General features: G+C 59.2%; 14 protein-coding genes and 2 tRNA genes. 12 read left to right on the forward strand and 4 right to left on the reverse strand.

Annotated elements, in window-relative coordinates:
- Positions 1 to 165: 165 nt before the first annotated feature.
- Both QN224_RS22540 and QN224_RS22545 read right to left on the reverse strand, forming a co-directional pair.
- Positions 166 to 1,515 carry a D-Ala-D-Ala carboxypeptidase family metallohydrolase gene (locus QN224_RS22540; RefSeq protein WP_283978437.1) on the reverse strand — a complete coding sequence of 450 codons (1,350 nt, stop codon included), beginning with the start codon at positions 1,513 to 1,515 and terminating at the stop codon, positions 166 to 168.
- 396 nt (positions 1,516 to 1,911) lie between these two features.
- Entirely contained in the window at positions 1,912 to 2,352 is a 441-nt protein-coding gene (locus QN224_RS22545) for a VOC family protein (RefSeq protein ID WP_283978438.1), read from the reverse strand.
- Positions 2,353 to 2,546: 194 nt separating this feature from the next.
- Here QN224_RS22545 and QN224_RS22550 point away from each other — a divergent pair, with 194 nt between their 5' ends.
- The 5 genes from QN224_RS22550 (at position 2,547) to QN224_RS22570 (ending at position 4,573) form a co-directional block, all read left to right on the forward strand.
- On the forward strand, positions 2,547 to 3,125 hold the full coding sequence (locus tag QN224_RS22550) for a cold-shock protein (protein ID WP_173512784.1): 579 nt from the start codon (positions 2,547 to 2,549) through the stop codon (positions 3,123 to 3,125).
- Positions 3,125 to 3,604: a DUF192 domain-containing protein gene (locus tag QN224_RS22555; protein WP_269275985.1), complete on the forward strand. Its 480-nt coding sequence runs from the start codon at positions 3,125 to 3,127 to the stop codon at positions 3,602 to 3,604. The genes QN224_RS22550 and QN224_RS22555 overlap by 1 nt, the downstream gene beginning before the upstream one ends.
- A 91-nt stretch (positions 3,605 to 3,695) precedes the next feature.
- Positions 3,696 to 3,772: transfer RNA gene (locus QN224_RS22560), tRNA-Pro, on the forward strand.
- Positions 3,773 to 4,154: 382 nt separating this feature from the next.
- Positions 4,155 to 4,460 (forward strand): ETC complex I subunit, encoded by a 306-nt coding sequence (locus tag QN224_RS22565; protein WP_283978439.1) that lies wholly within the window; start codon positions 4,155 to 4,157, stop codon positions 4,458 to 4,460.
- A gap of 36 nt (positions 4,461 to 4,496) precedes the next feature.
- Positions 4,497 to 4,573: transfer RNA gene (locus tag QN224_RS22570), tRNA-Arg, on the forward strand.
- Between the two features lie 154 nt (positions 4,574 to 4,727).
- Here QN224_RS22570 and QN224_RS22575 read toward each other — a convergent pair.
- Complete coding sequence (locus QN224_RS22575; RefSeq protein ID WP_283978440.1) at positions 4,728 to 5,540, reverse strand: hypothetical protein; 813 nt, start codon at positions 5,538 to 5,540, stop codon at positions 4,728 to 4,730.
- Positions 5,541 to 6,144: 604 nt separating this feature from the next.
- Positions 6,145 to 6,375, reverse strand: a complete 231-nt coding sequence (locus tag QN224_RS22580; protein ID WP_283978441.1) for a hypothetical protein — start codon at positions 6,373 to 6,375, stop codon at positions 6,145 to 6,147.
- A 133-nt stretch (positions 6,376 to 6,508) separates the two neighbouring features.
- On the opposite strand from QN224_RS22580, the gene QN224_RS22585 reads away from it, so the two are divergent.
- The 7 genes from QN224_RS22585 to QN224_RS33915 all read left to right on the forward strand — a co-directional run bounded on the left by QN224_RS22585 (position 6,509) and on the right by QN224_RS33915 (position 14,189).
- Positions 6,509 to 7,021: a hypothetical protein gene (locus QN224_RS22585; RefSeq protein ID WP_283978442.1), complete on the forward strand. Its 513-nt coding sequence runs from the start codon at positions 6,509 to 6,511 to the stop codon at positions 7,019 to 7,021.
- A 43-nt stretch (positions 7,022 to 7,064) separates the two neighbouring features.
- On the forward strand, positions 7,065 to 9,287 hold the full coding sequence (locus QN224_RS22590) for a Mu transposase C-terminal domain-containing protein (RefSeq protein ID WP_283978443.1): 2,223 nt from the start codon (positions 7,065 to 7,067) through the stop codon (positions 9,285 to 9,287).
- Positions 9,288 to 9,290: 3 nt separating this feature from the next.
- Positions 9,291 to 10,280 carry an ATP-binding protein gene (locus QN224_RS22595; protein ID WP_283978444.1) on the forward strand — a complete coding sequence of 330 codons (990 nt, stop codon included), beginning with the start codon at positions 9,291 to 9,293 and terminating at the stop codon, positions 10,278 to 10,280.
- Positions 10,280 to 12,103, forward strand: a complete 1,824-nt coding sequence (locus tag QN224_RS22600; RefSeq protein WP_283978445.1) for a TniQ family protein — start codon at positions 10,280 to 10,282, stop codon at positions 12,101 to 12,103. Before QN224_RS22595 ends, QN224_RS22600 begins: the two co-directional genes overlap by 1 nt.
- Before the next feature lie 1,090 nt (positions 12,104 to 13,193).
- Positions 13,194 to 13,427, forward strand: a complete 234-nt coding sequence (locus QN224_RS22605) for a hypothetical protein (protein ID WP_173512787.1) — start codon at positions 13,194 to 13,196, stop codon at positions 13,425 to 13,427.
- Entirely contained in the window at positions 13,409 to 13,609 is a 201-nt protein-coding gene (locus QN224_RS22610; protein WP_283978446.1) for a hypothetical protein, read from the forward strand. Before QN224_RS22605 ends, QN224_RS22610 begins: the two co-directional genes overlap by 19 nt.
- Before the next feature lie 247 nt (positions 13,610 to 13,856).
- Positions 13,857 to 14,189 (forward strand): hypothetical protein, encoded by a 333-nt coding sequence (locus QN224_RS33915; RefSeq protein WP_173512789.1) that lies wholly within the window; start codon positions 13,857 to 13,859, stop codon positions 14,187 to 14,189.
- Positions 14,190 to 14,339: the final 150 nt, after the last annotated feature.

Genomic DNA, 14,339 nt, shown 5'->3' on the forward strand with positions numbered 1-14,339 from the left:
AACCCGTGTTTCCGCCGTGAAAGGGCGGCGTCCTAGACCGCTAGACGATGGGCGCCCAAGACGAGGTGGCTTATAGAGAGCGCTTCGGATTCCCGCAAGCGGCTAAATTCATTTTTCTCAAAAAAATGACAATGCGATCGAACGGGCTTTCTTCGGGCGCTAAGGTTAGCCTTTACGTCTGCGGCAGCGCCAGTTCCAGTCCCGCTCAGGACCGATGTCGATGTGGACCGATTCCGTGTGGCAGTAGGTGCCGACACCGCCGCGACCCGGAATGCTGCGCAGGAAACTCGCGAGCTCCCATTTGTTGACACCCTTGACCTGTATGTCGGCCGCCGCGCACTGCGTGTGGAGAGATTGGCGTTTCCGGTTGACCTTGATCGCCCGGAGCCCGGACGTCACCATTACCTTGCGGCCGTAGTGCCTCTCGACCGTCTTCAACATCTCGAGAAGCTCGGGCTTGAAGCAGCCGGTTTCCACTCTCTCTGTTTGCAGGATGAGGCCGTTCGGCGCGAGACGCGCAAGCCCGGATAGCGCCGCCGTTTCGACGGGTGCGTCCTCCTCATCGGCAACGTGAGCTTCATGCTCCATGCTGAACAGGGGATTCATGTTGACGCCAGGCAACGACGCGTAGGCGAGGGAGGCAACCTGTGGCTGGCGCGCATTGCTGGCTGTGATCGTTTTCTTCTCGCTCAGCCGGGCGGTGCGTTCGCCGTCGGAGCGCGGCTTCTCCTTCCGCTTCGGAGCAAAGAGGCTCGCGAGCGTCCAGGTCTTGCTCGTTTCCTGCGTCTCGCTCTCTTTTCTCTCTGGATCGACAGGCTGATTGGGATTCGCTTGCTGAAGCGCCGCTGGGTCCACCGAGGCAACTTCTACCGGCTGAAGCTCGGCCGGCATCTTGCCGGACAACGCCGCCTGTGCGCTGAGCGGCAACGGAACGGCGACCGGAATGTCGTTCCCTTCCGCTGTCGCAGGTCCGCTCGCTGCCGTTTCTGCAACGGTCTGCGCTTCAGTCGGCGCTTCATTGCTTGCGCCCTGTTGGGAAGGGGCGGCCGGTTCGGCCATGGTTTGCCCGTTGCTGAAGAGGCTGTTGGTTGTCGCATTGACCGCCGTTGGTTGGGGCAGGACACCGTTACCGGGCGCTGCAACAGCCGCTGCGTCGGCGTCGTTTTGGCCCTCAGCCGTGGCGGTGGGGTTTTGTCCATAAATGCTGGCCGATGTGGCGCGCAGGCCGGTGCCCTGCATCGTCAACGCTTGCTGTGTCGCCTCTGGACCGGTCTGGGCAGCGTCGCCCGGCGCCTGCTGCGCCCCGCTGGCGGAGCTGGCCGCAAGCTCTGCTTCGCCGGCGTCACCTTCGGCCTCGGCGGTCTGCGACGGTGTCGTCGATTGCTGCGGTTTCAGTGAAGCCGTTGTCTCGTCGCCAGCCGACGACATGCAACCTGCCAATGCGAACAATGATACGGATAATGCCGCCGCGCGCCCGAATGTCAGGAACGCGCACTTCGCCTCCAGATGTTGCAACGTCTTATCCCCGCTCTCCGTGCACGCTCGAGGCTTTCCCCCTCGCGCATGCATTAAGTCTCAGTTCCGAAACATCGCCCCAGAACAAACAACTCATTTTCCTCGCGGCGAGCATAAAGCTCGCCACGGGAAAGGTCAGGCCAAGTAAAGGGCTTTGACGCGCAACTGGTTGCGAAGCAGAACCCCATTTCAACGTCTGGTGCGCAAAGTTAATGAACCTCGCGCAATTTGTAAACCTGGGCTAACCTTTTGCACCTTCACAATAGATATGCGAAGGCCCGGCATCTGGCCGGGCCTTAAGACCGCTCGTCGATGTTCAGGCCTTGCCTTGTGTCGTGCCACACGGTCGAACCGCTGGCACGGTTCAGACGCTAGTCGGCCGGAATTGCGCGGAGCTTACCAGCTGCCGGTATTGCCCATGGATGCCCAAGGTTCCTGCGCGGGCAGGCTCTCGCCCTTTTGCAGGATCTCGATCGAAATTCCGTCGGGCGAGCGCACAAAAGCCATGTGTCCGTCGCGGGGCGGACGGTTGATGGTGACGCCATTGTCCATCAGGTGTTGGCAGAAGCCGTAGATGTCGTCCACTTCATAGGCGAGATGACCGAAGTTGCGACCACCGCTGTAGTCCTCCGTGTCCCAGTTGTAGGTGAGTTCGAGGCAGGGGGAGCGTTCGTCGTTCGCCCGGTCGAGGTCGCCGGGCGCGGCAAGGAAGACGAGCGTGAATCGGCCTTTTTCGTTTTCGTACCGGCGTATTTCCTTGAGGCCGAAGAGCGTGCAATAGAAGTGCAGAGCCTGGTCCAGGTCTTTTACACGAACCATCGTGTGCAGATAGCGCATTGGGTTGTCCCTGTTTCTGAGAATATGGCGTATACTTAACCTGCAGCAAGCCAGAGGCAAGGCTGCGTCCCCATAAATGACCCCGGCCAAAATATGTCGTGGGACTTGCGCATGCGCGGCGGGACGATGTTATTCTGGTCAATAAGAATCAGTTAACCGTATCAAGAGTTGCGCGTAAACGAGGGGCTGGGAGAATGGCGGATAGAACATCTTCGAAAGACGTCATCCACAATGACGACTTTGGCAATGACGCCCTTGACCTCATCGAAATTACCGGCGTTATCAAGTGGTTCGACGTAGCGAAGGGCTTCGGGTTCATCGTACCTGACAACGGCATGCAGGACGTTTTGTTGCACGTGACCTGTCTGCGGCGCGACGGCTATCAAACGGTTCTGGAGGGTGCGCGCGTCGTCGCTCTTGTTCAGAAACGGGACCGCGGATACCAGGCTTTCCGCATTCTTTCCATGGATCAGTCGACCGCCGTTCACCCGTCGCAGCTTCCGCCGGTCAGAACGCATGTTCAGGTCACGCCGACCAGCGGCTTGGAACGAGTGCTCGTCAAGTGGTTCAACCGCACCAAAGGCTTTGGCTTCCTGACGCGCGGCGAGGGCACCGAAGACATCTTCGTGCATATGGAGACGCTGCGTCGCTTTGGGCTCACGGAGTTACGGCCCGGGCAGGTGGTTCTGGTGCGCTTCGGCGACGGCGAAAAGGGTCTCATGGCTGCGGAGATTCATCCGGACGGCCCGACGCCAACCAGCCGGTCCCACTGATGATCCCGTCTCCCCGCATTTTTGCAAGAAGCGCTGTCACGGCGCTTTTTTTGTTGTCGCTGCTCGTCTCCGCAGTCGCCGCCGACATTTCCTTTGCCCGCGACAAGCTCCGCCTCCTGACAGGCGCCGGCCCCCGCGATCTGACGGTTGAACTCGCGGTCGATCCGGCCCAACGCGAGCAGGGGCTGATGTATCGCCGACAGATGGCGCCGGATCACGGCATGCTGTTCGATTTTGGAGAGACGCGCCGGGTGATGATGTGGATGAAGAATACTTACCTGCCGCTGGACATGCTCTTCGTCGCCCGCGATGGAACGGTTCGCACGATTCACGAGAATGCGGTGCCGTTGTCCGAGGCGATCATCGATTCGGGTGAACCGGTGGCATTCGTGCTCGAACTCAACGCCGGAACCGTGAGGCGACTCGGCGTAAAACCTGGCGACCGGCTCGAAGGCTCCCGGATTCCGGCCGCGAACTGAGTGCGTCGGGTCTCCCCGTGCCCTTCAACTGGGCACAAAAATTCATGTTGCAGGCACGAGGCGAAGCGTGTATCTCCGGGCCTCGTTGGCACGGAGTGTAGCGCAGTCTGGTAGCGCATCTGGTTTGGGACCAGAGGGTCGGGAGTTCGAATCTCTCCACTCCGACCACTTAATTTCCTGATTTATTTTCTTCTTCTTCTCGCCGCCGCGGCCGAATTTGTGGTGCGGTGCCGCAATAGTAAGTTCTCCGACGCTCCGGTTCCGGCCGTACGCAAGCAGCCGAATCACCGTGTCGGGAGCGAGTTTTCGATGCGGCACGCATGCTGTCGGAAAAGCCTCATTTTCGATTCATTGGTCATTCCGTTTTGGATCAATCTGCGCTAAGGGAAGACACGAGGCGCGGGCGAAAGCCCGCTGGGCTGCTGCATAATTCCTTAATCGGAATCGATTTAGACTCAGGAATCATGCAGCAAATCAAAGTGTTTCAGCGATCGTTGGCGTCTGAGAAAGGCGCAGCGCTGCGATGGGTAAACGGGAGCCGTTCGAAACAATGTCCGCGAAGATCTATCGTCCCGCAAAGACAGCCATGCAATCCGGCAAGGCCAAGACGAATCTGTGGGTGCTGGAGTTCGATCAGGAAAAGCCGCGTACCATTGATCCGATCATGGGATACACAAGCTCCGGCGATATGCGCCAGCAACTGCGTCTCACCTTCGAAAGTGCAGAACAGGCCATCGCCTACGCCGAACGCAACGGCATCGATTACCGTGTGATTGCGCCGAAGGATTCGACGCGCAAGAATGTGTCCTATTCGGACAATTTCCGTTTCAACCGGATGCAGCCCTGGACCCATTGAGGTTCCTTGGAAGTCCGCGAGAGGGCGACGCCCAACGGCCCCTTAGCTCAGTTGGATAGAGCACCTGCCTTCTAAGCAGGTTGTCGCAGGTTCGAATCCTGCAGGGGTCGCCAAACACTCTTGCAAGTAATTGATTTTATTAGTCGTTACTGATTTCGCGGGTTTGGTTTGTCCCTGCGCTGGCTGATCGGGTCATTTCGCTGGATTTGATTTGGGCATTTCTTCCCAACGCCTATTTCCTCAGGCAACTGGTTTAGCCTGATGGAGCTACTTAACCCAGGTGAACGGTTTGAATCGTGCGGGTTTAGCCGCGGTCGCCGTCGGTTGGTATCCAGCTAAAATCGCCATGTGGTAGTTCAGCGCACTGACGAGGTCGAGGTCGGTATTCGCAGCTGAATTTCCAGTATCGTCTATCATCACCTGTCGGAAGCTATTCCTTATGGTGTAGATGCCATAATTGTTATCGGTTCTCATACCCATCGCGGCTAGCAAGGCGTCGGCCGAGCTCATTTCGACGAAGAGCTTTCGCGATACCCATACCTTTTTGTCTCTGTCCGAAGCGTGGATGAGCTTGAGCGTTTCTGTCGCTTCGAGTCGGGCAGGCTTGTACGGGCGACCTGGACCCGTTTTAACTGCGATCTGCTCCGTCAAAAAACCTTCGGCGATTGCAGTGATTATGTCGTAATCCGTATACGAATAGACTACATCCCCCGTTTGAGCGGTATCGTCTATTTCTATAAGGATGACGCCGCCCCCTCTGCCTCCTTCAACTGGCGCGCGACCATACTTTTCGCCTACGTCGATAGTGGGCCACAGCAGGCCTGCGTTGATATCCCAGCTTGTCGTGGCGGCCGTGGCCAGAACTGCCTTCGTCTGAAACCAACGAGACACGTCCTCGTCTTCCACGACTATATCGAACCCATCGCGATCAACGTCCGGTTCGTATAGATGCAGGTGATATCCGTTTCGTGCCGCGGCGATCTTCAGGTCAAAGGACAAGCGGCTGAAGAATATTCGCTCACGTGTGGTTTGATTGACGGGGGCCGCGAAAAAATCGCGAAGGTTCTTGTTCTTGTCCAATCTCGGCCTCATCGCGCATGAGGCCACATAATGTCGACCTCGTCGTTTCACTTACAACCCAAAATTAGTAATGGAAAGCTAAGGCGACAGACGCGCCGGGAACGGCTGGTCTCCATGTCATGTCCTGCTGCCCGTGGCTGTAAAATTCCTTTGAGCTTCCCCACTTGACATTTCCAAGTTTGTTCACTATCCGTTCTTTTCAGTTAGCGAGTGTCAGTCCTTCCGCGAGGTTGTTATGCGTATCGCGAGACACATCATATCTGGCCACAGCTCCAGGCCGACGGCTTGGGGATGGGCTCGTCAAATAATACGACGCCCTGATCGGGGCTGGGTCAGACTGTCGTCTGTCCTAATTCAAGACTCCGATTTCGAAGACCCCAATCCGTTAGTACTCCAGTTACCCTAGCGCACGAAGTGCACCAGATCGGTGCACGATTCGCCTGGATTCCCGCGCCGACCCTCTATGCAGCGCCGGCGGAATCTATATGAGCACGGTCACTGACCGCAAAGGAGCCAGGCATGAACCGGATATGCATACAGACCAAGTAATTAGCTGGACCATTTGGTCCGCTGGTTGCCCACGTTTGTATGTGTCGTCGTGTTCCTAGCCAAGGAGGGCTCCATGCATTTCGCACGTCAGGTTTCCCGCCACATTAAGCTCGAACGCGCAGGCCTCGGTTTTCTGAGCCTGCCCGCCATCAAGCATCAGCGCACTTTCGGCCAGGCCAATCGCATGGCTGAGATCGGCTCGCCCGAAGCCGGGGACGGGGGAATAACGCGGAATCGTCGTAGGAACGACGACTAAGACCACCTTCTGGAACGAGCCGGTTGCCACGCATGCGGTCCGCAAACCGCCTGCGACGCACGCCAAGACGCTCCGCGGGTCATCGGTCTTCCGCAACACCGTTCTCTATCACGAGAGCGATCTCGAGCGTCGTGTCTCCACGTACCTGCAGCTCCGCAAGGACGTGAAGGCGATCTACTCTCAGTATCCCGTCCTTCTCTACCGAGATGCCGAGGGCATCTGGTGCGAGCACATCTGCGACTACTGTGTCGTCTTCGAAGATGGCCACACGGTTGCGGTTCCAGTGAAGCACGCCCGCAAAACGGCGGCGATGCGGGACCTCATGGCGCGCATCAAGGCCGAAGGCTTCCTGCGCAAGAACAAGAACGGCACCATGACCGCGGGGGCTGTCCATGACATCCGCCTCATGACGGAGCGCGAGGCGACCTATGGTGCCTATGAGAACGCCATGCGCATCATGCGTGCCCGTCGTATGCGCGACGAGGACGAGTATGAACGCGCCCTGGCGATCGTTCAGACCCTGAGCGGTTACTTCCGCTTCGGAGGTTTGCTTCGCAACTGCTGCGACCGTGCTGCCCGCCGGACAGCGATCCTTCTGCTGATCGACGACGGGGTCCTGGTGCCTGAAACGCCGGGACCGATCGACGACCTGACCGTGTTGATGGTCCGGCGGTAACCCACGCCACACCTTCCTTCCGTTGCCCTAAATGGAGCCTGCCATGACGCATGCCTTCCCCCTTCCGCACGTCTTCAACTACGCGATCGTCAACATGGGTCGCGACGACCGCTACTCCGACCAAAACGTCAATTGGTTGCCCTTGCACCGTGACGCGGACGGCTACCGCTTCCGCAACGAAAACGACGGTGAACACGAGGTGTTCATCCCCCATCGCGACATCTACGCGCGGCTCGCCAGCGGAGCCGCGAAGATTCGCTACAAGCACAACACCCCCGAGAGCCAGAAGCTCCGGGCGATCTTCGGTGAGCAGACGTTTGAGGACATCGTGGGCAAGCCGCGCGCCCTCGCGTTGTTCCGTGAAAAGCTCATCGAGCGGTTCGATGCGGAACGCCAAAAGCTGGGAAAGAAGCCGCGATGGTCGAAGGAAACGTTCGAGGCGAAGCTCCGCGGCTGGCGCAAGGAAATCCTGGCGGAAATGCTGGGCCTTGAGGAAGAAGGCGAAACCCGCGCCGACCAGATGGTTGAAGTGCAGGCATTCCCGACGCCGTCGGTGAAGACGTTCCGCCGCGACTACAAGCGCTATCACGAGAGCGGCGAGCAGGTCCTCGGGATCGTTCACCGTCATCATGGGCCTGGCTTCCATCTGAGAGCGGCGGACAATGATTCGCTCGCCTTTGCCTACGAAGCGGCGCGCGGCTACATTTCGCCGCTCAAGCCTTCCATGGCGCAGGTGTATCGCAATTACCAAGAGGCACTGGCGAAAGAAAACGCCGACCGCCCGCGCAAGCTTCTGAAGATCACGCGAAGCAAATTCGAGTCGATCATCTCCAAGTTCGATGCCTTCGATAAGTGGGACGGCCGCCATGGCCGCGCGTCGGCTCTCAAGCACTTTGGCATTGCCAAGAGGGGTATCAACGCACTCAGTGTCGGGGAGCGCATCGAGATCGACTTCTGGAACGTCGACCTCATGTCCCTCTTCGTCGAAACCGGCATGTGGGCGATGCTTCCGCCTGCGTATCGGGCAGCAATCGAAGGCAAGCGCATCTGGTTTGTGGCCGCAATCGATGTCGCCACCCGCTACATCCTTGCCTTCCGCGCCAGCTTGAATCCCAATGCGGTCTCCGCCGTCGCTGCGATCCGCATGATCATGACCGACAAGCGCCACATCTCGGAGTTCGTCGGCGCGGAGACGCCGTGGTTCGCATTTGTCCAGCCGCGTGATGTCTTCAGCGACAACGGCAAGGAGTTTGCCAACGGACGCGTGGAAGCCGTGATGCGATCCGCTGGGATCACCTTCAACCGTCCGCAGGCAGGCAATCCCAAGGCTCGCCCCTTCATCGAGAGCCTGTTCCACTCGATCGGCCCGTTGATCGCCAGCTACTTCGAAGGTCGGACGTTCGGTTCGATCGCCGAAAAGGGCGACTACAACCCCGAGCATCATATCAGCCTGCAGGCGGACGAGGTCGTCAGGCTGTTCACCTTCGCGATCTGCGACATCTACCACAACAAACCGCATAGCGGTCTCGGAGGGGCTACGCCACACAACGCCTGGATCAGAGCGGTCCAGGAGCACGGCATCGAATTCCCGAGCCAGGACCCTGAGCAGATGCTCCACATCTTCGGTGAGCGCTACGAGCGTCGCATTGGGGAGTACGGCATCCCGTTCATGGGAGTGCCTTACGGGAACGAGGAACTGCACCGCCAGCGCACGAAATACGGCCAGATGGCTTTCGAGATCAAGGTCGATCCCGAGAACCTCGAACACATCGCCGTTCGCGGCGACAAGGGGTGGTTCGTTGTTCGGAACATGGTCGGCCTCGACCGTTCCGTGTCGCTGGCTGAGTGGATTGCAGCCCGCCGCGATATCCGCCGTCAGAACGCTACAGAGGCGGAAGCCGGTCTGGAAGCGATGTACCGGGCCATCAACCGCCTGCGTAAGAGCGGGGAAGCTGCGGCGCTGCGGGCAAACCTGACCGCGCGGCACTTGGACGCGAGCCACTACGCGATCCTGGAAAATGACCTGTTCGGTTCCTGGGAGGCTGTCCGCTCGGCAAGCACGCCAGAGCTGATCCAGGCATTCGAAACGCCGGAAGACCCCCTGCGCGACGGATCGGTCTCCGGTTCCCGACTGATCCCCGAATACCACGCAGAGCGTGAGCGCGATGCGAGGAAGAAGAAAAAGCAGAAAGCCGATGTCGATGAGACGCCGGCCGAGGCACCCAAGCCTACCGAAACCACTGACAACTACTACGAGGAGTACTGAGTAATGGAAAACGCTACGAACGTCATCGCATTCGAAGCAATCGCCGACAAGAAGGCCGAGGTCTACAGCGGCTACATCGAACACGCACGCGACACTCGGTTGGGCACGATGCTGCGCGACCTCGTCGACAATGTGGAGGCTTGCCGCCGCGGCGTAGGATCGCGTCGGCGCGCCCTGTTCCTCATCGGGGCCTCTGGCAGTGGCAAGTCCTTCGCGTTGCGCCATCATTTCAGCCGCATCCCCGAATTTCAGCCGTGGAAGAACGAGTTCGGCGAGACCGTGCGGCCTCTGCTGAGCATCGAGGCACCGAAGCCGTGCACGACGAAAGACTTCGCCATGGCGATCCTGGATGCGATCGGAGTTCCGTCGAAGGCCAAGATGACGGAAGGCCAGCTCTTCGCGACCGTGAAGGCCCAGTTGCGCGAGCGCGGGATCATCTATCTCCACGTAGACGAAGCCCAGCACTTGCTGCGCCACAGCCGCAGCCGCGCGATCCTCGACGTCCAGGATCGCCTCAAGAGCCTTATGCAGATCGACGACTGGCCGTTGCATACGATCTATTCCGGGATGCCAGAACTCGCCGAGCTCCTCACGGGCGATCAGCAGTTGGCCAACCGTTCGATGGTGATGCGCTTCATCCCGCTGAGCCTCCCCGGAGACAATGCCAGCATCAGGCAGGTCTTGACGGACATCGTCGAAAGTAAGTGCGGCCTGAACCTCTCCGAGGAACTCCGCGCCGATGACTTCCTCGGCCGTCTGTGCGTCGCCAACAGCGGGTGCTACGGGAAGATCATCGAGGCAGTCCAGGCGGCGTGTTTCCTCGTCATGCACAAGGGCAAGGGGACCGTTGACCGCCGTGCCTTCGCCCACAATTACCAGCGTGACAGCGGGTGCCTTCCGAGCGATAACGTCTTCACCGCCGCGCGCTGGAGTGAAATCGATCCCGGCAACGCGCTGGCCGACTTGGCCAGCGCTGGCAAGGGAGGCAAGTGATGGTTCTGCCTGTAGCGCTTCCCCATCATGACGACGAGGCGGCGATCGATCTCGTCGCCCGTCTTGCCGCCGCCAACGGATATCCGTCGTTGCGGGCGTTCCTCGCCCATACGGACACCACCGCCAACGCCATCGTGCATGGCAAGACGGATGCCCTGTCGCTGGTCTGCGAGTGGTCTGGGGTGCCAGTCGCTACGCTGGAAAAACTGTCTGTGCGGGCGTCTGGGGCTGGCGGCACGTGGCAGATGGGCTGTGCAACCCTCAGCAAGGACATGCGGTCGGGCCGAATGCATCGCTTCTGCGCCAAATGCGTGCTGGGAGACCGAGAGAGGGAGGCGGGACGCTTGGCGTCCCGCGCCTATCGCCGTGCGTGGTGGACCATTCGCGGTATTGAAGGATGCCCGGTTCACGGCTGCCGACTGACGGAGGTGGCAGTGGACGCCGCTGATGACGTTCACGACTTCCCGCAGTTCGTGAATTCCAATCTCGAATTGATCGAGGAAGCCGCGGCAGCACCTGTTCCGAGCCGTCAGCCGCGATTGAATCGGTATCTGCACGACCGAGTATTCATGGAAGGCGGAGAGGACTTCCTCGACAGGCTCGAGGCTCACGTCGCCGCCGAGTTCTCTCGCTATCTCGGTGATTTCCTGGTCCTCCACGACGTCCGTGCATGGATGCACGACGAGACTGATTTGCGTGAATGGGGGTTCAGCCTGGCCGTAAAGGGAGAAGGCGAAATCCGGCGTGTTGTTGCGGAGGTTATCGATCGGAATCGACCGACGACACAGTATGTCGAATCCGTAATTGGCCCGATGGTGCATTGGTTCCGACGCAACGCCGCGAAGGAAGCGTATGGTCCTGTGATCGATCTCATGCAGGACATCCTCGAGCGCAACATGCCGTTCGGGGAAGGTCAAATCATCCTCAAGCCCGTGCACACCCGGCACCTCTACTGTGTGAACTCAGCGCATGCCGACTATGGGATCAACAAAGATCGGATCAGAGCTTTGATGAAGGCAAATGATCCCGATTTTCGAGATGGCCTCCCAGATAGCCGCACCTACTTCGATGCCGTGGCCCTGCGGCCGATTCTGGAAGCCGCCAACCATACCCTGACGAGCAAAGAGGCGGGGGCGGCGCTGGGACTTCGGGAAGAACGACTTTACGACGTTCTCAACGCAGGCATCCTGGAGCAGGTCGAAACGCGGTCAGACGATGAACGGGCTTACACCCGCGTCCGCAAGGCAGCGGTGGAGGAATTGACGCACCGTCTGACGGCGAAAATGACGGCGGTAGCGAGTGAAGAGGGGTACATGTCCCTCAGCAAGGCCGCCCGCTCATGGCATCGCCCGTTTCACACACTCGTCGCCATGATCCTCGAAGGCAGCCTCGCGGCATTCGTCGTTGCCGGCAGGACACCCGTTCTGCAGAGAGCTAGGGTGGCATCGGACGCCCTGAAGCTCTTCGAGGGCGGTCCGTTGTCCGGGGGCGACGACGAACTGATGCGGCTCAAGGAGGCGGAACTCGAGCTTGGGACGGCGACGTTCACGGTCGCGGACTTGATCAAGCGCGGTTATCTCCGTCAGCGGACCCTCCGTCGTGAAAATGGCCGGGAGGTGAAGTTTATTGAGCGGCAGTCTCTGGCAGAGTTTCAGGCGACCTATGTATCGTTGACGGCAATTACCAAGGCCCGGCATGGCTACCGGGCTGCGATCAAGGTGGACCTGGAGAATGCCGGCATCATGCCGATCTTCGAACCCGAGGCACCTGTCGCTCGCTTCTACAGAAGGTCGGACTTGGCTCGAGCAGGATACGAGGTCTGACGAAACCTGCCAAACAATCCCGCAAACCCGCTCCGGCGGGTTTTTCTTTGGCTTGCTTCCGAATGTGCCCAAATCAAATGCCGCGGGATGCCCAAGTTGATTTGGAGAGCTTGAAAATTATTCAATGATTTCAATGCATGATTTGGCAAAATGGACAAACCAAGACCGCGTAATCAGTTACCCTTGCTTGGGTTCGGTGCGGGCGCCCATTTTATCCATAGCGCTCTTTGCCATTTTCTTTCTGTCGGCTTTCCGCGTGTAGATTTCGGCCATTCTGGTACTCGTCCAACCGAACAGCGCAGCAAGTTCATGAGCTGTTGCGCCCTCGTCGGCTGGTGGTCCCCGCGATCCAGTGGGTGATTTCATCGTCGCGCGCTCGCGAGGCATCTCCGCCAGCAGGTAAGCGGCACTTCTGATCAGCTGTTCCTTCTTCGAATCGGCGGCCGCATCGCCGATAAAGCGGAACCTCCACCGCGACTATCGCCGCCGCCGCTCCCTGTGTTTTGCTATTTTCTCCGGGGGGTCGATGAACAGCACGATTACAACCGCTGCTGCTACGAGCACGTAAGAAGGGATGCCTGTTCCTGCGCTCGCAAGTGCGGCGATCAGCATGGCAGCCGCAATATAAAGGACAATCGATGCGGGGCTGGATATAGCTCCCCAAGCGAAACTGGAAATGCGATCTCTCCATTCCGCGTCCGAAAAAGCCATAAGTAAAGATCCCCGTCGAACTGTCGTGAGGTGGTCGGCGACATTCGTTTGCCAGCGCATCGTCGCCGCAACATCGTCGACAAACCATATCGCACCTGGCGGCACGGCGCGTCGGACCTTTGGAGGTCCAAACGCAGCCCGGCGCCGGACTAAAGTCCGATATAACGTTGTCGCAGTGCAGCCGCAGTTCACGAGCCTTGCCAAGGTCGGAGCATTGCCCTTGGCGCGCTACAGGGGGCTCTGGTAAGCTCGTTGAACAGGGAGCGAGCGGGGACGATCCGCTGACGTTTAATCTGCCACAGGAATGGCCGCGCGGTGCGGAAGGACCAAGCTGGGAACCTCCGGGCTGCAACTTTGTTAGACCGGTCAGGAGAAGCGCATGCCGCCACCAAAAGAGATGGACTTCGTATTGGCCAGTCTTCCTTTGAGGATAGGGACCTACGTTCCTGATGATCTCCTCGAAGATTGGTTCGCTCCCGGTACGGGAATGAATCCGCCGGCTCAGGCGGCATTGGCGGAGGCTGCGTCTTACGGCCGGCAATTCGAGTGCGAGTTCAAGCATTATCCCGAGCGCAAGGAAGGCGTTTTCTGGAAATGGGTACCAGCAATCTGAATGAGGGCAATCTGGAGGCGAAGGCCATTGCCGCGGTTGTCGAAGAACTTGAACGGCAGGCGGCCGAGAATCCCTCGAAACTGCGTGTCAGCCGCATCGGAGACAAGCTCACGGTCGATGGCGAAATCGATGTCGACGCGGTCGTGATGGTGGTCGTCGGATCGATGGCAGGCGGTCCATAACCGGCAAGTAGCCATGGTCGGTCGGCCGCGCTCGCCCACGGCGTTCCCGAGCGGGCCATCATTCATCGCACACACGTTCGCGCATGATCCGAGAACTAACCCCCGGTCCGCGATGGCCGACGGCAACACCGACAAATGTTTCCATTATGTTCTCGTCGAGCCAGCGGTTTTCTGGAACTTTATCTGCTCCAGCACCGTTCAAGTATCAGTTTAGCGGCAACTTAAATGAGGATATGGAGGAGAAGCCATGAACATTGGCAAGGTTCTCGCGACCGGATTGATTATGGCCGGCGCCCTGGCGGCCCTGCCATCTGCTTCGCCGGCCCAGTCTCTGGACTTGTACATCGGCCCAGGTGGTCCTGACGTGCAGATGCGCGACCGACGGTATGATGACGATTATCGACCTTATCGCGGCTGCAGCGAACGGCAGGCTATTCGGCGTGCCTACAGGCTGGGGCTACGTGATCCCGAGATTGAGGCGATTACGCGCAGACAGGTCGTCGTGGACGGCGTCGGTCGCCGGGGTCGATACACGACCGTGTATTTTGCAAATCGCCCAGGCTGCCCTCGCATAGGCTGACGCCGGTTGGTTCGGTGATTTTTCCCTGATCCCCTAGCGGATCAGGGAAGGTCATGTTCCGTGACAAGCCGGCTTGATGCACAAATGTCGGGCACAAGGATACCCGCCCCTCACCAAGTCGACATTGCCGGGCTCGGAAACAACGCAGAT

The organism is Sinorhizobium sp. 7-81 (assembly GCF_030124405.1).
GTDB classification, from domain to species: domain Bacteria; phylum Pseudomonadota; class Alphaproteobacteria; order Rhizobiales; family Rhizobiaceae; genus Sinorhizobium; species Sinorhizobium psoraleae.

Bases quoted from the DNA above. Each gene is read 5' to 3' on its own strand.
- QN224_RS22605 (WP_173512787.1), top strand. From the start codon at position 13,194: ATGCCGCCACCAAAAGAGATGGACTTCGTATTGGCCAGTCTTCCTTTG.
- QN224_RS22545 (WP_283978438.1), bottom strand. From the start codon at position 2,352: ATGCGCTATCTGCACACGATGGTTCGTGTAAAAGACCTGGACCAGGCT.
- QN224_RS33915 (WP_173512789.1), top strand. From the start codon at position 13,857: ATGAACATTGGCAAGGTTCTCGCGACCGGATTGATTATGGCCGGCGCC.
- QN224_RS22595 (WP_283978444.1), top strand. From the start codon at position 9,291: ATGGAAAACGCTACGAACGTCATCGCATTCGAAGCAATCGCCGACAAG.
- QN224_RS22590 (WP_283978443.1), top strand. From the start codon at position 7,065: ATGACGCATGCCTTCCCCCTTCCGCACGTCTTCAACTACGCGATCGTC.
- QN224_RS22600 (WP_283978445.1), top strand. From the start codon at position 10,280: ATGGTTCTGCCTGTAGCGCTTCCCCATCATGACGACGAGGCGGCGATC.
- QN224_RS22610 (WP_283978446.1), top strand. From the start codon at position 13,409: ATGGGTACCAGCAATCTGAATGAGGGCAATCTGGAGGCGAAGGCCATT.
- QN224_RS22550 (WP_173512784.1), top strand. From the start codon at position 2,547: ATGGCGGATAGAACATCTTCGAAAGACGTCATCCACAATGACGACTTT.
- QN224_RS22565 (WP_283978439.1), top strand. From the start codon at position 4,155: ATGTCCGCGAAGATCTATCGTCCCGCAAAGACAGCCATGCAATCCGGC.
- QN224_RS22555 (WP_269275985.1), top strand. From the start codon at position 3,125: ATGATCCCGTCTCCCCGCATTTTTGCAAGAAGCGCTGTCACGGCGCTT.